The following is a 14,784-nucleotide window of genomic DNA, read 5'->3' on the forward strand; positions in this document are numbered from 1 at the left end:
CCTTCGCGGTCGCCGAGTTACGATTATGGGTTTAGGATGTCACGGAGGAGGCGTGGCGTCAGCACGATACTGCGCACAGGCCGGGGCAATTGTCACAGTGACTGACTTAGCAGATGACGCGGAATTGACTAATTCTCTAAAATCGCTTTGCGATGTGCCGATTGCTAGGTTTACACTCGGCAAACATATTGAAGCTGATTTTTGTGATGCTGACATTGTCGTGGTAAATCCGGCTGTGAAACCCGGGGATTTGCTTGTGAACTTGGCTCGACATTCCCATGCTCAGATCACGTCGGAAGCTGAACTGTTTCTTAACGCTTGCCCTGCAAAAGTAATTGGCGTGACCGGCACTGTGGGAAAATCAACCACAGCTGCCATGTTAGCCACAATTCTAAACAAGGCCCAAATGCGAACCTGGTTGGGCGGTAATATCGGTAACAGCTTACTCATAGATCTTCCAAATATTCGACCTGATGACACTGTCGTGTTGGAAATGAGCAGCTTTCAATTGCACTGGTTAAGCGAAACAGCGCGCTGGCCGGAGGCCGCCATTGTCACAAACTGCTCGCGAAATCACCTAGACTGGCATGGGACGTGGCGTAACTATGTGTCGGCAAAGCAACGGTTACTCTCGAATCTTCCGAAAGAAGGATTTGCGGTACTCAACCATGACGACCAGGAATTAGCAAGCTGGCAATCAATGTGTCGAGCGCTAGTATTACAACCGCAATCGCTGGAAACATTGCCGCCGTTGAAAGTGACGGGGTTGCATAACCTGCATAATGCAGCATGCACAGCGGCCGCGGCCGTACACCTCGGAGCTAAAAATCGGCAACATGTTTTTTGCGGTCTGACATGCTTTTTGGGATTGCCATACCGCCTGAAATTTGTGGGCGAAGTAAAACAACGACGGTTTTACAATGATTCCAAATCAACGAATCCAGCCGCAACCATGGCAGCCCTCCATACCATGAACGGTCCTACATGGTTGTTGATTGGTGGTGCCGATAGGCCTAGCGATTTTACGGAACTCATTGGCCAAATGATTCAACAAACAAGGGGCGTGGCCGTATTTGGCGGCATATCACACAAACTGCAAGAAACAATTAGAAAGTGCGTAAGCAATTTTTCCTGCTTTCGCGCCGATACGTTATCGAAAGCGTTCTATTGGTGTTGGAAAAATTCGCAAGCAGGTCACTCGATATTACTATCGCCTGGCTGTCCTAGCACCGATCAATACCATGATTTTGCTGAGCGAGGAGAGGATTTCGATCGTTTGGTGCACTCGCTGGATAACCAGTAAATAATATCGTTCCCAACGATGGAATATCTGAGCGTCATGCGGCGCGTTTCGCCACCAAATTGCGGCGATGTTCGTCGAACTGCGAAACTATTAAGGCTGCATTTTGTCCCCCAAAACCAAAACTATTGCTGAGAACATGGCGACAAGTTGCTTCGCGTGCCACGTTCGGGACATAATCCAAATCGCAATCCGGATCAGATGTTTCATAATTGATGGTCGGCGGTAAAACACCATTACGCGTCGCCAAAACGCTAATTATCAATTCAATCGCGCCCCCGGCGGTGGTGAAATGTCCCATCATGCTTTTCGTGCTCGAAATGGGCACTCGATACGCATCGTCACCGAAAATATGTTTGATGGCTAGCGTTTCCATTTTATCGTTGAGAACCGTACCGGTACCATGAGCATTAACGTAGTTGATTTGCTCCGGCCTTAAACCAGCATCCTTCAGGGCCAAACTCATGCAAGCAGCTGCGCCGCGACCGTGGGGATGCACATCGGTAATACGATAAGCATCTTGTGCGGAGCCATAGCCGGTAAGCTCTGCCCAAATCTCGGCTCCGCGGCGCTGTGCATGTTCCAGCGACTCCAGCACAACCAAGGCCGCACCTTCACCAACAACAAAACCATCTCGATCACGGTCGAAAGGCCGCACAGCGTGAGATGGGTCATCATTTCGTTGCGACAGTGCACTAAGTCGGTAAAAACCGCTGATTCCAAAAGGATGGATCATGCTATGCGCACCGCCCGCTAACATAACGTCGACTTCGCCACTGCGAATCATGTCTGCCGCTTCACCAATTGCCTGACTGCTGGACGCACAGGCAGCAATGCAATTGGCATTGGGACCTTGGGCATTGAATAGGGCCGCCAAGTGTGCGGCCGGCATGTTCAATTCCAGCTCCAGTTCATTATCAGAACACCATAATCGTAAAGCCTGTTCCGTGAATTTTTCTGGACGAAATTCTTCTCCGTCCATCGAACTGGCCATCATTTGGGCAAATTGATTCCAATCCTGATAAGTTTCTCCGCAACCTAAATAAATTCCAAAACGAAGAGGATTAATTCTAACGTTGTGATACCCGTTTTCATTCGTGTCCAATCCAGCGGAGCGCATGGCTTTGATTCCGGAAGCAACGGCAAAGAGCGTTTGCCGCGGATGGTGTCGCCAGCGCTGCGGGTCTTCGCCCACCTCGGCAATAGTCCAATCTTTTACCTCGGCGGCAATTTGCACTGGAAAATGGCTAGCATCAAACAGCGTAAGACGCCCGACAGCTGAACGTCCCGCGGTTAATCGATCCCAAACCTCGTGCACCTCGGAACCCAGCGGAGTCACGCAACCGAGACCGGTTATAACCACCCGATTGCGCATCATGACACCTGCTGAGGACCGTCCGTCGTGAGCGATTCCGGCACGGAAATTGAGAGATTATTCGAAGCCCAAGAACTTCAAGTGCAATAGAGTGACACTTGAAGCGAAAGGATACTGAACGTCGCCAGTCTCGGAAAGATCGATTGAAAGAAACGACTGCCATTGTGCAGTCTCTAAAGATGCTAGCACTATTTTTACTGCTTAGCAAAAATTCGGACTACTCATTTGAGAACATTATTTCGCTTCTATCGGCGGCTTACCAATGCAGTGGTATGTAAACCCAAGCGATTTCATTTGTCGAGAGTTATAAAGATTCCGCCCATCGAAAATCACCGGTTGCTTTAACCGTCGGCGCATCTCATCAAAATCGGGATTTCGGAATTCACCCCACTCAGTCACGATCGCCACACAGTCTGCCCCATCAAGCGCCTGCAAAGGCAGTTCGCTGTACACCAAACGATCTTCATAAATTGCCCGTACGTTGGGCATAGCTTCCGGATCATGAACTTGCAGTCTTGTGCCTAATTCCAGCAGTCGGTTAATCAGCACCAGCGCCGGAGCATCACGAATATCGTCGGTGCGAGGCTTAAAAGCCAAACCCCAAATCGCAATCGTTTTGCCTTTCAACTGACCGCCAAAGTATCGCTCAATTTTTTCGCCCAATACTGTTTTCTGCCGATTATTTACTTCGTGAACAGCATCCAAAATTTGCGGAAGCAAATAATTTTGGCGAGCCATTGATGATAGAGCCAATACATCTTTGGGAAAACAACTGCCGCCGTATCCAACTCCAGGAAATAAAAATGCAAAGCCAATGCGCTGATCATGCCCAATGCCGCGGCGCACATCGTCAATATCTGCCTGCATTCGCTCACAGAGATTAGCCATTTCATTGATAAAACTAATTTTCGTCGCCAACAGTGCATTGGCAACGTACTTAGTCATTTCAGAGCTTTCCGGCGACATCACTAAAAATGGCTTTTCGGTACGCAGATATGGTGCATACAAGGTCCGCAACACGTCGGCTACTTCCGGTCGGCGCACGCCAACCACCACTCGATCTGGCTTTTGGAAATCATCCAGAGCCGCACCTTCTTTCAAGAATTCGGGGTTGCTGGCTACATCGCAGTCTCGACCGATAAGTTCCTTTAGGCGGGCGGCAATTTTAGCTGCGGTGCCCACCGGCACCGTACTTTTGGTCACTACGATGGCATCGGACCGCAGGTGTGGCGCGATGGCGTTAACCACTTTCCACAAAGCCGACAAATCAGCGGAGCCGTCTTCGGACGGGGGTGTGCCGACGGCCAAAAAAATCAACTTCGCAGGCTTGACGGTAGCCGCCAAATCGGTGGTAAACTGCAATCGCTGTGCCTCCAAATTCCGAGCAACTAATTCGGCCAGCCCTGGTTCGTAAATCGGCACATCACCGCGGGAAAGTCGTTCGACTTTCTCCTGATCGATGTCGACGCACGTAACTTCATTTCCGCTTTCGGAAAAACAGGTGCCCGTAACTAGGCCGACGTAACCGGTGCCGATGACAGCAATACGCATAGAAACTAAATGGGAAAAGTGTTTTGCAGATGATGGTTTCGCAGCCTGAAAAAGAGCAAATAAGCCCCCCAGCTAAGGTAATTAGAAACCGGAAAGATGCAAACCATTACTTATTCGGCAGTTTCTTCTCGCTCGTCGGGGGGGACTCGGGCGATGGCCACCAAGGTGTCCCCTTCTTCCAAGCTCATAATTCGCACGCCGTGTGTATTACGACCGGTAATGCGAATTTCCCGCACTGCTACTCGTTGAATTTTTCCACGGGCCGTCATCATCAACACTTCATCGTCTTCATAAACACAGGAAATGCCGACGACCGGCCCATTGCGATCCGTCCGAATATCGCGAACGCCCAAGCCACCACGATTTTTAGTAGGATAACGTGCCGCCGACGATTCCGTTTCTTCCCCCTCGGCAACTTCCGATTCCCCCTCTTCGGCATCGGGAACACTTTCGACGGGGCCACCAAGCAATTCGGTTTCCTCCTCGCCAGCCGGAGGTGTGGTGGCAGCGGCATCGTCTTGCGGACTGTTGGGCCCGAATGAGGTACGCTTACCGAAACCCAATTCGCAAGCGGTAAGAAGCGCCGCTTCAGGAACCGCCGCCACCATGCCGACCACTCGATCGTCGCCTCGCAAGCGAATGCCGCGCACCCCAGTGGAATTGCGTCCCATCGGCCGGACATTCGATTGTCGAAAACGAATGGCCTGGCCGCGCGCAGAAGATACAACCAATTCGTCGCCGGGCTTCGTGAGCACCACGTCGACCAATTCGTCGTTTTCGCGCAGGTTGATGGCGATGATTCCCACACGTTTTGGCCGGCTGTACGCATCCAGCGCCGTTTTCTTTACCAATCCGTTTCGCGTGGCCATCGCCAGGTAATGGTCCGGCAGTGAAAAATCGCGAATGTTCAAGCAACTGGCAATTTTCTCTCCCTCGGCCAAGTTCAACAAATTCACCACGGCCCTGCCACGGCTTTCGCGGCTGAGTTGCGGCAAGTCGTACACTTTTTGCCAATACACTTTGCCGTAGTTCGTGAAGAACAGCAAATAATCGTGCGTGCTGGCGACAAACAAATGCTGAATTGGATCTTCTTCCTCGGTTCGTGAGCCAATAATTCCCTTGCCGCCGCGTCGCTGGGCCCGATAGGTGCTCGACGGCGTGCGCTTGATGTACCCGTTATGGCTGATGGAAACGACCATCGTTTCTTCGGTGATCAGTTCATCCAGATTCATCTGGCCGATTTCTTCGCCACTGATTTCCGTGCGGCGGTTGTCGCCGTATTTGCGCTTTAGCTCCAGGCAATCGCTGCGAACAATCGCTAAAATATGCTTCTCGTCCGACAGCGTGTGCTGGTGTTCAGAAATTTCTTCCAGCAATTTTTGATGTTCGCCACTGAGTTTTTCTTGTTCCAAGTTCACCAACTGGCCCAACGTCATCTTCAAAATGGCATCAGCCTGAACGGCGGTCAGCGTGTAGGTTTCACGCACGCCGCGCTCCTGCTGAAACGCGGCAAAGCCGGCATCGCCTAATGCCCGGTGCATTAAGGCAGCCGGCGATTCTATCCCCATCAACCGAGCTTTGGCCTCGGGCTGAGTTTTCGAGGAGCGGATGATTCGGATTACTTCGTCAATGTTGGCATATGCCAGCAGCAGGCCTTCCACGGTGTGCTTGCGCTGCCGGGCCTTGGAGAGCAAAAACTGTGTGCGGCGGCGAATGACCGAAACGCGGTGCCGAACAAATTCCTCAAGCAAGGCCTTGAACGATAACACGCGCGGCTTGCCATCCACCAGCGCCAGCAAAATGATCGAAAACGTATCCTGCAGCGGCGAGAATTGGTACAACTGGTTCAGTACAATTTCTGGGTCGGCATCGCGCTTGAGTTCATAAACCAAGCGCACCGGCTCTTTCAAATCGCTTTCGTTGCGGGCCGCCGAAATACCGACAATTTTATCTTCGGAAACGAGCTCGGCGATTTTTTCTTCCACCGCGTCGCGATTCTGCTGGAACGGCACTTCGTTCACAACAATGCGAAAACGTCCCTTGCCGTGTTCTTCAATCCGACTGCGGGCACGTAGCGTAATGGTGCCGCGGCCGGAGTGATAGGCGCGGCGAATGCCGCTGCGCCCCATGACCGTGCCGCCGGTGGGGAAATCAGGCCCGGGGCAAATTTCCAGCAGTTGATCGATCGAAACGCCCGGCTCGTCGATCACGCGGATAAGGCAATCGCATACTTCGTTGAGATTGTGCGGCGGAATGCTGGTCGCCATGCCCACCGCGATGCCGCCGGAGCCATTCACCAACAAATTCGGCAATTTCGAGGGCAACACGGTCGGCTCGGTGCGCCGTTCGTCATAGGTGGGCACATAATCGACCGTGTCGAGTTCTAAATCGTCCAACAAAATTGCCGCGTGCTGCGACATGCGGGCTTCGGTATATCGCATGGCTGCTGGAGGCAGGCCGGCAATGGAGCCAAAGTTGCCTTGCTTGTCGACCAGCACGTAGCGCATGTTCCATTCCTGGGCCATGCGCACCAGCGTAGGATAAATCACGCTTTCGCCGTGGGGATGATAATTGCCGCTGGTGTCGCCGGAAATTTTTGCGCACTTCACGCGGCTGGCGCCGGGCGTAAGATTCAAATCGTTCATGGCCACCAAAATGCGGCGCTGCGAGGGCTTTAATCCATCGCGCGCGTCGGGCAAAGCACGACTGACGATCACGCTCATCGCATAGGTCAGGTAGCTTTCTTTCAACTCCTGTTCGATGGGCAGCTCGATCACCTTTCCCTGGGGTGGCAAGTCCCCTGCGCCAGCGGTCCCCGCTCCACCATTGTTCTGGGGAGGTGTCAAGTCGTCCGGTCCGTCGGTTTCGTTTCCGTCTGTCGACACAGGTCAATCCTTTCGTAGCGAATTATGCGATCGAATTCTGAAATATTCGCGCCCGGGGATATTTTGGCGCGAATTTTTCTTGGGCGACAAAATCTGACAATTCCCGACAGCACCCTCCCGGCAACGCGCGAAAAATTCCCAGCGCTGCGGAGTAAAACTGGTCACCGATTTGTCTGGGTTTGCGTTCACGGGAATGAATTGTTGATCGATTGTTGGGGTATTTGTTGGACTGCGTTTGGCACGTGCGATGTGGGGGAGGTGGCCCAAGCCAGCATCGCAAAGCATCGTCTTTACAGTGTCTTTGCTGCGTCTTCTCAGTGACCGCTTTCGGCCGCGGGCACAAAGAGTAAATATACCCGATTTTACCCCCTTTCACAATGAGCAAAATGGGCCACGCATCGAATCGCAAAGTCATATGAAACAATGACTTACAACTGCACAATCGGATTCATTTCCGCCGTCCAAACTGCGCTCCCCAAGACCAGCGATCACACCGCCGAAGCGGACTTCAAATTATCCGCGCTCATCGCACGCAACCACCCAAAAGTGTTGTTTAATTTTATTAAACTATAGTTACATTTTATTTAGATCAGAATTTTAATGCGTTTGCGGTGTGCAGAGGTCATCTAAGAGCCCCTTCATGAAAACCGAGACCGAAGCACAGCCTCCGCTGGAGCAACTGGACGATGCCGATCGCGAGTTTGTGATTCGCTTCGTGCTGGCTTCCGGTTCACTGAAAGACGTGGCCGAAGGGTACGGCGTGAGTTACCCCACGATTCGCACTCGGCTCGATCGGCTGATCAAGCGGCTGGAAGAATTGCGCCGCGGGCAACCGCTCGATCCGCTCAAAGAGTTGCTGGCCGGCATGGTGGCGAAAGGGGAAATCAGTGCCCTGGCGGCGCGGCGCGTGCTGGCGGTACATCAAAAAGAAATTCAACAAGCACAGGAGACGTAAAATGGTCGAACCATGGTTTGAACCGATTACTATCGGCGCTTGGTATGGCGCAATTGTCGGAAGTTTGGGAGGTCTTTTGGGCGGCACGCTGGGTTCGTTCGGAGGCTTGTTGGTCAGGCGCGGCCGTGGGCGAACATGGATCATGGGCATGTTTTATTGCTGCATCATCTTGGGCATTTGCCAGTTGTTATTCGGGGCCTATGCCATCTTCGCTGGGCAACCGTGGGACATTTGGTTTGGACCGATCTTGGGTGGTTTTATTTTCACAACGGTATTTGGATGTTTGACGCCGGTAATGCACATGCAATACCGCCAAGCGGAAGAGCGCCGGCTGGACGCCGAGGCGCTGCGGAACGGTTGATCGTCGGCTTGGAAATGCGTGAGCGATGCTGTTGCAGTCTGCCTATGCCGCTCGGCGCAAAATCCCATCTTCTTCACGCTGCTGTTCGATTGTCTGCAATCGCTGGGCGCGCTTGATGAGTAGCAGGCCGATGGCCAGGGCTAATAGAAATTTTGGCAGGAAACTGAGCAGAACATACTGATTAATTGGCCAATAAAGCGCTAATCCCATCATCACCGTTCCATTGCCAGGCCGAGTAGGCCCAGCATATTGAACGAAGAACATCCCGGCCCAAATAGCGATCAACAGACAGGCTGCCAATGACCAGCGATAACTTCGGGCATTGCGGCGCGCGATGCGGCACATGAACAGCGCCAACACAAGCGGCGGCAGAATTGTCCAAATCCAAGCGACTACGGCCATGAGCAGATTAATTAGCAATGGATGCTGGTTATAAAAGGCAAAAGTGGCAGCAGAATCGTCCGCACCGCCCTGGAAGATCCAGATTAATCCTTGGCCAATAAAATACGTCGCAAAGAAAATTGCGGTCACTAAAAGCATTGCGAGCGGCAATGGCAGTGCGACGAACGTAAAAATGGGATGCCGGCCCAAGAAGCTGCGGTTGCGGTATTGCTGGGCGGCGAAAGCGGCGAGTTGAGCGGGATCGCCCAGGCGCTGCTGGAAATTCAGGATGTTGCTCGGAGCGGCGATACCATCGCCGGCTTTATGGTCGGCGGCGCGACCACCGGTCGCGGCTTTATAACTGGCGTCATCAGCGGTCGCGGCTTTATAAGTTGAGGTGCCTGTATTTTCGGACGAGTCCATGTCCGTGCTCCTTTCATCCTGAAGGTCTACGAGGTGATCGTCCCATTCGGCCAGCAGGCGCTGGATGTAGGCGCGCGGCAATTTGTGCCGCTTGAGCTCCGCAATCAACTGTTCACGCGCCGGCTGGTTTTCCATGTTTTCCACCGAGTATTTCGCTGACGGGTTCGCCGCTTAAAACCTGGTTCACGGCGCCTACGATGCTGCGCCAGGCAGCCGTGCTGCCAGCCAACCGTTTACGTCCGGCGGCGGTCGGGCGATAAACCACGCGACTGCGGCCATTCACCGTTTCGCGGCGGCTGGCTAAAAATTCGTCTTTTTCCAATCGGTGCAGCACCGGATAAATGCACCCTTCGCCGAATTCCAGCACTTGGCCCGTCGATTGCTCAATGGCCTGCACAAGCTCGTAACCGTGCATCGGTCGGCGTGCCAGCAGTTGCAATAGCAGCAACTCCGGCACGCCATTGAGAAAATCAGGGTTGGTGTTTTTCGCGGTGTGTTTTGGCATGGCGGGCTTATACCTCAAGGTTCGATGTATGGCAAGGTCTATCGGCAGACGGCCCGCGGAGATTAAGTTTTTTCCAGGGGGGCAACCAAGTTGGTGTGGGATTGCCGCTTTTGCCGCGGCGCGATAAACAAACGCAAGCTGGGCGTGGATCAAAGAAATACCGCTCGCGGCAATTTACCACACGATAACCAAGATGACGACGTTTGTTACCGGCGGCAGCGGTTTTTTAGGAAACAACGTGGTGCGGTTATTGCTGGCACGGGGCCAAGCGGTGCGCGTACTGGTGCGCGCAGGGAGCAGTTCGCAGCCGTTTGACGGCTTGGCGGTGGAAAAAGTGCCGGGCGACGTGTGCGATGCCGCTTCGATCCAGCGGGCCATGGCAGGCGCGGAGAAAGTCATTCACTGTGCCGGCATGGTGCACATTGGCTGGACGGGCCTGGCCGAGCAACGGGCCATTAACGTCGAGGGAACACGTCACGTGGCCGAGGCGGCTTTGCAGCAGGGGGCGCGCCTCGTTCACGTTTCCAGCATTGATGCCCTGGCCGTGCGCTCGCTGGACAACCCGGTCGATGAAAACACGCCTGTCGATGGCGAAGTCCCTTGCCCGTACGTCATTACCAAGCGCGAGGCGGAGCAAGTAGTGCTGGAGTGTGTGGCCCGGGGCTTGAACGGAGTGATTGTGAATCCCGGCTTCATGCTGGGCCCTTGGGATTGGAAGCCCTCTTCGGGACGCATGCTGCTCAAAATTTCCAGCGGCTGGGCGATGCTTGCGCCGCCGGGCACTAATTCGTACTGCGACGTGCGCGACGTGGCGGCCGGAATTTTGGCGGCGCTGGAGCGGGGACGGACCGGGCAGCGCTACATTTTAGCCGGCCAAACGCTGACCTATCGCAAAGCGCTGAAAATCTTGGCTCCCACTACCGGCTCGCGGCCGCCGATTCGCACCGCCATTCAACCAACCATCAAGCTGATTGGGCGTGCGGGCGATTTACTGACTTGGATTACCGGGCACGAAAGCGACGTGAATTCCGCCGCCACGGCCATGTCGCTGCTCCCCAAGAATTATTCCAGCGCGAAAGCCGCCGCCGAATTGGGCTACCACACCCGCAGCCTGGATCAATCGGCCTCCGACGCCTGGCAGTGGCTGAAGCAGCACGGGTATGTGAAGAAATGAAAAGCTTGGCGGTTGCGTGGCCGGCGGCGGCGCTAACCAAGTAGAAGTGCTATTCCCGTAGCGGTGCTAGCAGGATGTTCACAGCATCCGGGTCCGGAAGGCGTGGCCTTCCGGCTATGTTGGAAACGCTATCTCTATGTAAGACCTGCACTAAACAGGGCCCTTGGATTTTCAGTCTTTGGATTCTCAGCCTGCCGCAATGATCATCGCGGCGGCGTGGCCCAGGCGTGAAGTGCTGAGTTTGAGCACCGTATTGGAAGCGGCACCGAGGGAAGATTCTCCGGAGAACACATGCAGGGAAGCGGTTCCGCGATTGGTGCGTAGCGCTGAGCCGTGAATTACATTTACCGGGCAAGCGGGATCAGGATGTTGGTAATTGAGCGTGATGGGAATTTCGCCCGCCTGCAGCCCGACAACGGAAGCGGCCAGTTCCAGCGCGCCGCCGCCGGAGCCCAGATGGCCGAAGAAACTTTTGGGAGCCGTCACGGGCACATCGCCCAACAGCGCGTGAATGGCTTGGGCTTCGCAGCGGTCATCTTCCATAGTGCTGAGGCCATGGGCGTTCACGTGGCCGATTTCGCCCGGCTGCAAATGGGCGCGGCGGAGCGCTTCGGCAATGACCTGCCGAATCGCTGACCCGGTTAGCGGCTCGGCGTAGACTGCCTGGTTGCCGCGCAGTGGCTCATGAGCGCTGGCATAACTTAACACTTGCGCCAAAATGGGCGCGCCGCGGCGCTGGGCGTGCTGCCTGCTTTCCAAGACAAACGCGGCCGCTCCCTCGCCGTTGACCAGGCCATCGCGCTGGGCATCGAATGGGCGGCTCGCGGAAGCGGGATCATCGCTGCGATGCGATAGATCTCCGTCGCCTCGATAAGCCATCGCGGTAGGATGGATGCGGCACCCCACGCCGCCGGCAAGCATCACATCGGCGGAATCGCGCTCGATGGCCCGCACCGCTTCGGCCAGGGCCGCCAGGCTGCCGACATCGCTGTGGCCAATGGTGTTGCACGGCCCGCGGGCATCGTGGACGATGGCCACGTGGCAGGCAATCATGTTGGGCAAATTGCGGAGCAAGAAGAGCGGATAAACATCGGTCATGGCCGCCGGGGCCCAGTCGGCAAAATCGAATTCGCCTTGCGCCAGGCAGCGACGGTAAGCGTTTTCCAGTTCGGCCAGTTCGCAATAAATCATGTCGGCGGCAAACACCACGCCGCAGCGGTCCGGCTCGGCGAATGGCGAAGTGAGGCCGGCACTGGTAACGGCCATATCGGCGGCGGCAAAGCCGAATTGAATTTCGCGCGACATCAATTTCAAGCTTTTTCGCGGGCGAACGTAGGCTTTGGGATCGAAATCGACGACCTCGGCGCCAAACTGGACGGGCAGCGCGCTGGTGTCGAACTGCGTAATGGGCCGCACTCCGCTACGGCCGGCTTGCAGCGACGACCAAAACGCCTTCGGGCCAATGCCGATAGGGCTGACCACGCCCAGGCCGGTGATGACGACATCGCGGTGTTGGTCGGCTTGGCTCATGGCAGAGGAGAAGATGACTAATTTCGAATGTCGAAAGAATGACGAATGCCAAATGACGAAATTCTATCCGAGAACTTAAAGAGTGCGCTAGGTTTGAAACTTCGTCATTCAAGCTGCATTCGACAGTAGTCATTCGTCATTGGTCATTGATTTTGGCCAGGTGTTCGGTGGCGGCCAAATCGTAGAGCCGATATTTTTTATACAGCCGGGCACCCCCTTTTTCCAAGCTAGCTACGGCCAGGGTGTTGGCTTCGGAAACCCAGGAAAATTCGGCTTCTTCCATGCCAATTGCCAGCCCCTTGGGGACCAAACTAATTAGCAGCACCACGCCAATGCCCCATTTTTGATATTCGGGAATTACGTTGGTGCTGATGAGGCGCACCCGCTTTAAATTCCGTTTTTTACTGAGTAACTTGAGAAAGCCGAACGGAAACAGCCGGCCATCGATGGCTTTAATGCGAGGATTGTAATCGGGCAGGCCGAACACGGCGCCAATGGCTTTGCCCTCCACTTCGGCCACGCACGTCAGCTCCGGAATGATGAGATGTTTCAGATCGCGGGCCGTCCATTGGATTTCGGCCCGGGTGATGGGCACAAAGCCCCAAATGTGCAGGAACGAGGCGTTGTAGACGTGCAGAAACGTTTCCAGATCTTCCTGGAAGCGGCCGCGATCCATGGGGCGCGTTTTCACGTTGAACGTTTCGGTAACACGATTCACCAGCGTGGCGACGCGGGGCACCTGATGGTCGAGATCTTTCTTGTAGCCGATGTAGGCAAATAAATCGTGCGCTTTGGCGAAACCGTATGACTCGATCAAGGCCGCATAGTACGGCGGGTTGTACGTCATCATGAACGTGGGCGGATCGTCAAAGCCTTCGATGAGCAAACCAATTTCGTAATTGAACGAAGGATTGACCGGGCCGCGCAGGGCGTGCAAATTTCGCTCCGCCAGCCAGGAACGGACTGCATCGAATAGTGCGTGGGCCACCGCCTTGTCGTCAATGCAATCGAAGAAGCCCCAGAAGCCGCGCCGCTCGTGGTGGTGCCGGTTATGCTCGTGATTAACAATGCCGGCAATCCGCCCGACCACTTGCCCGTTGCGGCGAGCGATAAACGTTTGCACTTCGCCGATTTCTTGAAACGGATGATATTTCCAACCCACCAGCCGCTTGAACTCGCCCCGCAGCGGCGGAATCCACATGGGATCGTTGCGGTAGTGATCCCAGGCGAATTTCATGAACGCGCGGCGGTCGCGCCAACTTCGCGTGGGCTGCACTTCAATCGTGGCATCCGCCATAGGATACTGCTTAAAGCCAAAGAGTAAGCAATCTGCAATCGCCGGGAAACGTTGCACTATGGCAGTAGTCGAAAGGTCGGTCAAGTCCGGACAAAACCGCCACAGCCGAGAAATTCCCCCTACACCCATGGACCGGGAGCGAGATAATATCGAATAGCAATTCTTAGCGCTGGCAATTCTCGCATCTACAGAATTGAACTCTTGTCATGCCCACCGCCACGATGGATCCGCAAAGCAAAATCGACCTGGCCGACGGTCTGTCGCTTTGGCTGGCCACGCCGCAGCAACGGGCCGCGGCCGGCTACGTGGTCAACGAAATTTTCAAAAAACGGCGCTACGATTATCCCGGTTTCCAAATTCAGCCGACCGATACCATTGTCGATATTGGCGCGAACATGGGCGTGTTTGTGCTGTGGGCTGCCAGGCAAGCACCGCAGGGAAAGGTCATTGCCATTGAGCCCACTAGCGCCATCGACGTGCTGCGCCTGAACCTGGCACGCAACGGCATTACCAACGTGGCGCCGGTGCAGGCGGCGGCCGGCAACGATGGCGGCACGTTTGAAATTGTCACTTACCCGGGCTTCAACATTGTGAACCATCACGCCGGCTGGCAGCCCAAAATGTGGACCAAGTTTTTCATTTGGCTCTTGTACCGCAAATATCAATCGGCACCGGTGACGGAGCGGGCGCCGGTTAAATCGCTGCGGAAGATTTTGGACGAAAATGGCGTGAGCCGCGTCAATTATTTGAAGTGCGATTGCGAAGGGGGCGAGTATGAAATTTTCCGCGAGCTGGACGACGACACCTTTGCCCGCATCGATAAAATTGCCATGGAGTTCCACGAATACGCGCCAGACCAGCACCGCAGTGAATTGATCGAGCTGCTCAACCGGAACGGCTTCCGCGTGGAAGTGCATAAATCGTGGTTCGAATACACGTTTATGAAATACGGAATGCTCTGGGCCGTGCGGAAATAAGGACGATGCCTCCACGCAAAGTAAAATAGAAGTATCGACGTTGTTAAATTTCTGCCGTCCGGACGCGTTT

Annotated in this window: 12 protein-coding genes; 5 read left to right on the forward strand and 7 right to left on the reverse strand. The window is 54.7% G+C overall.

Annotated features, from left to right (window positions below; all coding sequences use genetic code 11):
* Window positions 1-25 precede the first annotated feature (25 nt).
* On the forward strand, window positions 26-1,303 hold the full coding sequence (murD, locus tag VFE46_12970) for a UDP-N-acetylmuramoyl-L-alanine--D-glutamate ligase (GenBank protein ID HZZ28906.1): 1,278 nt from the start codon (window positions 26-28) through the stop codon (window positions 1,301-1,303).
* Window positions 1,304-1,337: 34 nt separating this feature from the next.
* On the opposite strand, the gene VFE46_12975 is transcribed toward murD, so the two are convergent.
* The 3 genes from VFE46_12975 to gyrA all read right to left on the reverse strand — a co-directional run bounded on the left by VFE46_12975 (window position 1,338) and on the right by gyrA (window position 7,111).
* Window positions 1,338-2,678, reverse strand: a complete 1,341-nt coding sequence (locus VFE46_12975) for a beta-ketoacyl-[acyl-carrier-protein] synthase family protein (protein HZZ28907.1) — start codon at window positions 2,676-2,678, stop codon at window positions 1,338-1,340.
* Between the two features lie 231 nt (window positions 2,679-2,909).
* Window positions 2,910-4,226, reverse strand: coding sequence for a UDP-glucose/GDP-mannose dehydrogenase family protein (locus tag VFE46_12980; GenBank protein ID HZZ28908.1), 1,317 nt, complete (start codon window positions 4,224-4,226; stop codon window positions 2,910-2,912).
* 110 nt (window positions 4,227-4,336) lie between these two features.
* Window positions 4,337-7,111 (reverse strand): DNA gyrase subunit A, encoded by a 2,775-nt coding sequence (gene gyrA / locus VFE46_12985; GenBank protein HZZ28909.1) that lies wholly within the window; start codon window positions 7,109-7,111, stop codon window positions 4,337-4,339.
* A gap of 640 nt (window positions 7,112-7,751) precedes the next feature.
* Here gyrA and VFE46_12990 point away from each other — a divergent pair.
* On the forward strand, window positions 7,752-8,066 hold the full coding sequence (locus tag VFE46_12990) for a DUF2089 family protein (GenBank protein ID HZZ28910.1): 315 nt from the start codon (window positions 7,752-7,754) through the stop codon (window positions 8,064-8,066).
* 1 nt (window position 8,067) lies between these two features.
* Complete coding sequence (locus VFE46_12995; GenBank protein ID HZZ28911.1) at window positions 8,068-8,427, forward strand: hypothetical protein; 360 nt, start codon at window positions 8,068-8,070, stop codon at window positions 8,425-8,427.
* Between the two features lie 42 nt (window positions 8,428-8,469).
* On the opposite strand, the gene VFE46_13000 is transcribed toward VFE46_12995, so the two are convergent.
* Entirely contained in the window at window positions 8,470-9,366 is an 897-nt protein-coding gene (locus VFE46_13000) for a hypothetical protein (GenBank protein HZZ28912.1), read from the reverse strand.
* Window positions 9,344-9,736: a helix-turn-helix transcriptional regulator gene (locus tag VFE46_13005; GenBank protein ID HZZ28913.1), complete on the reverse strand. Its 393-nt coding sequence runs from the start codon at window positions 9,734-9,736 to the stop codon at window positions 9,344-9,346. The genes VFE46_13000 and VFE46_13005 overlap by 23 nt, the downstream gene beginning before the upstream one ends.
* 193 nt (window positions 9,737-9,929) lie before the next feature.
* Between VFE46_13005 and VFE46_13010 the strand changes: the two genes are divergently transcribed.
* Window positions 9,930-10,910: an NAD-dependent epimerase/dehydratase family protein gene (locus VFE46_13010; GenBank protein ID HZZ28914.1), complete on the forward strand. Its 981-nt coding sequence runs from the start codon at window positions 9,930-9,932 to the stop codon at window positions 10,908-10,910.
* 186 nt (window positions 10,911-11,096) lie between these two features.
* Here VFE46_13010 and VFE46_13015 read toward each other — a convergent pair whose 3' ends face one another.
* Both VFE46_13015 and VFE46_13020 read right to left on the reverse strand, forming a co-directional pair.
* Window positions 11,097-12,440 carry a beta-ketoacyl-[acyl-carrier-protein] synthase family protein gene (locus VFE46_13015; protein ID HZZ28915.1) on the reverse strand — a complete coding sequence of 448 codons (1,344 nt, stop codon included), beginning with the start codon at window positions 12,438-12,440 and terminating at the stop codon, window positions 11,097-11,099.
* Window positions 12,441-12,576: 136 nt separating this feature from the next.
* Window positions 12,577-13,737, reverse strand: a complete 1,161-nt coding sequence (locus VFE46_13020) for an N-acetyltransferase (protein HZZ28916.1) — start codon at window positions 13,735-13,737, stop codon at window positions 12,577-12,579.
* 206 nt (window positions 13,738-13,943) lie between these two features.
* On the opposite strand from VFE46_13020, the gene VFE46_13025 reads away from it, so the two are divergent.
* Window positions 13,944-14,714 (forward strand): FkbM family methyltransferase, encoded by a 771-nt coding sequence (locus VFE46_13025; GenBank protein ID HZZ28917.1) that lies wholly within the window; start codon window positions 13,944-13,946, stop codon window positions 14,712-14,714.
* The last annotated feature ends 70 nt before the right edge of the window (window positions 14,715-14,784 follow it).

Source organism: Pirellulales bacterium, from assembly GCA_035656635.1.
In the GTDB taxonomy this organism is placed as follows: domain Bacteria; phylum Planctomycetota; class Planctomycetia; order Pirellulales; family JADZDJ01; genus DATJYL01.

Bases quoted from the DNA above. Each gene is read 5' to 3' on its own strand.
- murD (HZZ28906.1), top strand. From the start codon at position 26: ATGGGTTTAGGATGTCACGGAGGAGGCGTGGCGTCAGCACGATACTGC.
- VFE46_12975 (HZZ28907.1), bottom strand. From the start codon at position 2,678: ATGATGCGCAATCGGGTGGTTATAACCGGTCTCGGTTGCGTGACTCCG.
- VFE46_12980 (HZZ28908.1), bottom strand. From the start codon at position 4,226: ATGCGTATTGCTGTCATCGGCACCGGTTACGTCGGCCTAGTTACGGGC.
- VFE46_12990 (HZZ28910.1), top strand. From the start codon at position 7,752: ATGAAAACCGAGACCGAAGCACAGCCTCCGCTGGAGCAACTGGACGAT.
- VFE46_12995 (HZZ28911.1), top strand. From the start codon at position 8,068: ATGGTCGAACCATGGTTTGAACCGATTACTATCGGCGCTTGGTATGGC.
- VFE46_13000 (HZZ28912.1), bottom strand. From the start codon at position 9,366: ATGGAAAACCAGCCGGCGCGTGAACAGTTGATTGCGGAGCTCAAGCGG.
- VFE46_13005 (HZZ28913.1), bottom strand. From the start codon at position 9,736: ATGCCAAAACACACCGCGAAAAACACCAACCCTGATTTTCTCAATGGC.
- VFE46_13010 (HZZ28914.1), top strand. From the start codon at position 9,930: ATGACGACGTTTGTTACCGGCGGCAGCGGTTTTTTAGGAAACAACGTG.
- VFE46_13015 (HZZ28915.1), bottom strand. From the start codon at position 12,440: ATGAGCCAAGCCGACCAACACCGCGATGTCGTCATCACCGGCCTGGGC.
- VFE46_13020 (HZZ28916.1), bottom strand. From the start codon at position 13,737: ATGGCGGATGCCACGATTGAAGTGCAGCCCACGCGAAGTTGGCGCGAC.
- VFE46_13025 (HZZ28917.1), top strand. From the start codon at position 13,944: ATGCCCACCGCCACGATGGATCCGCAAAGCAAAATCGACCTGGCCGAC.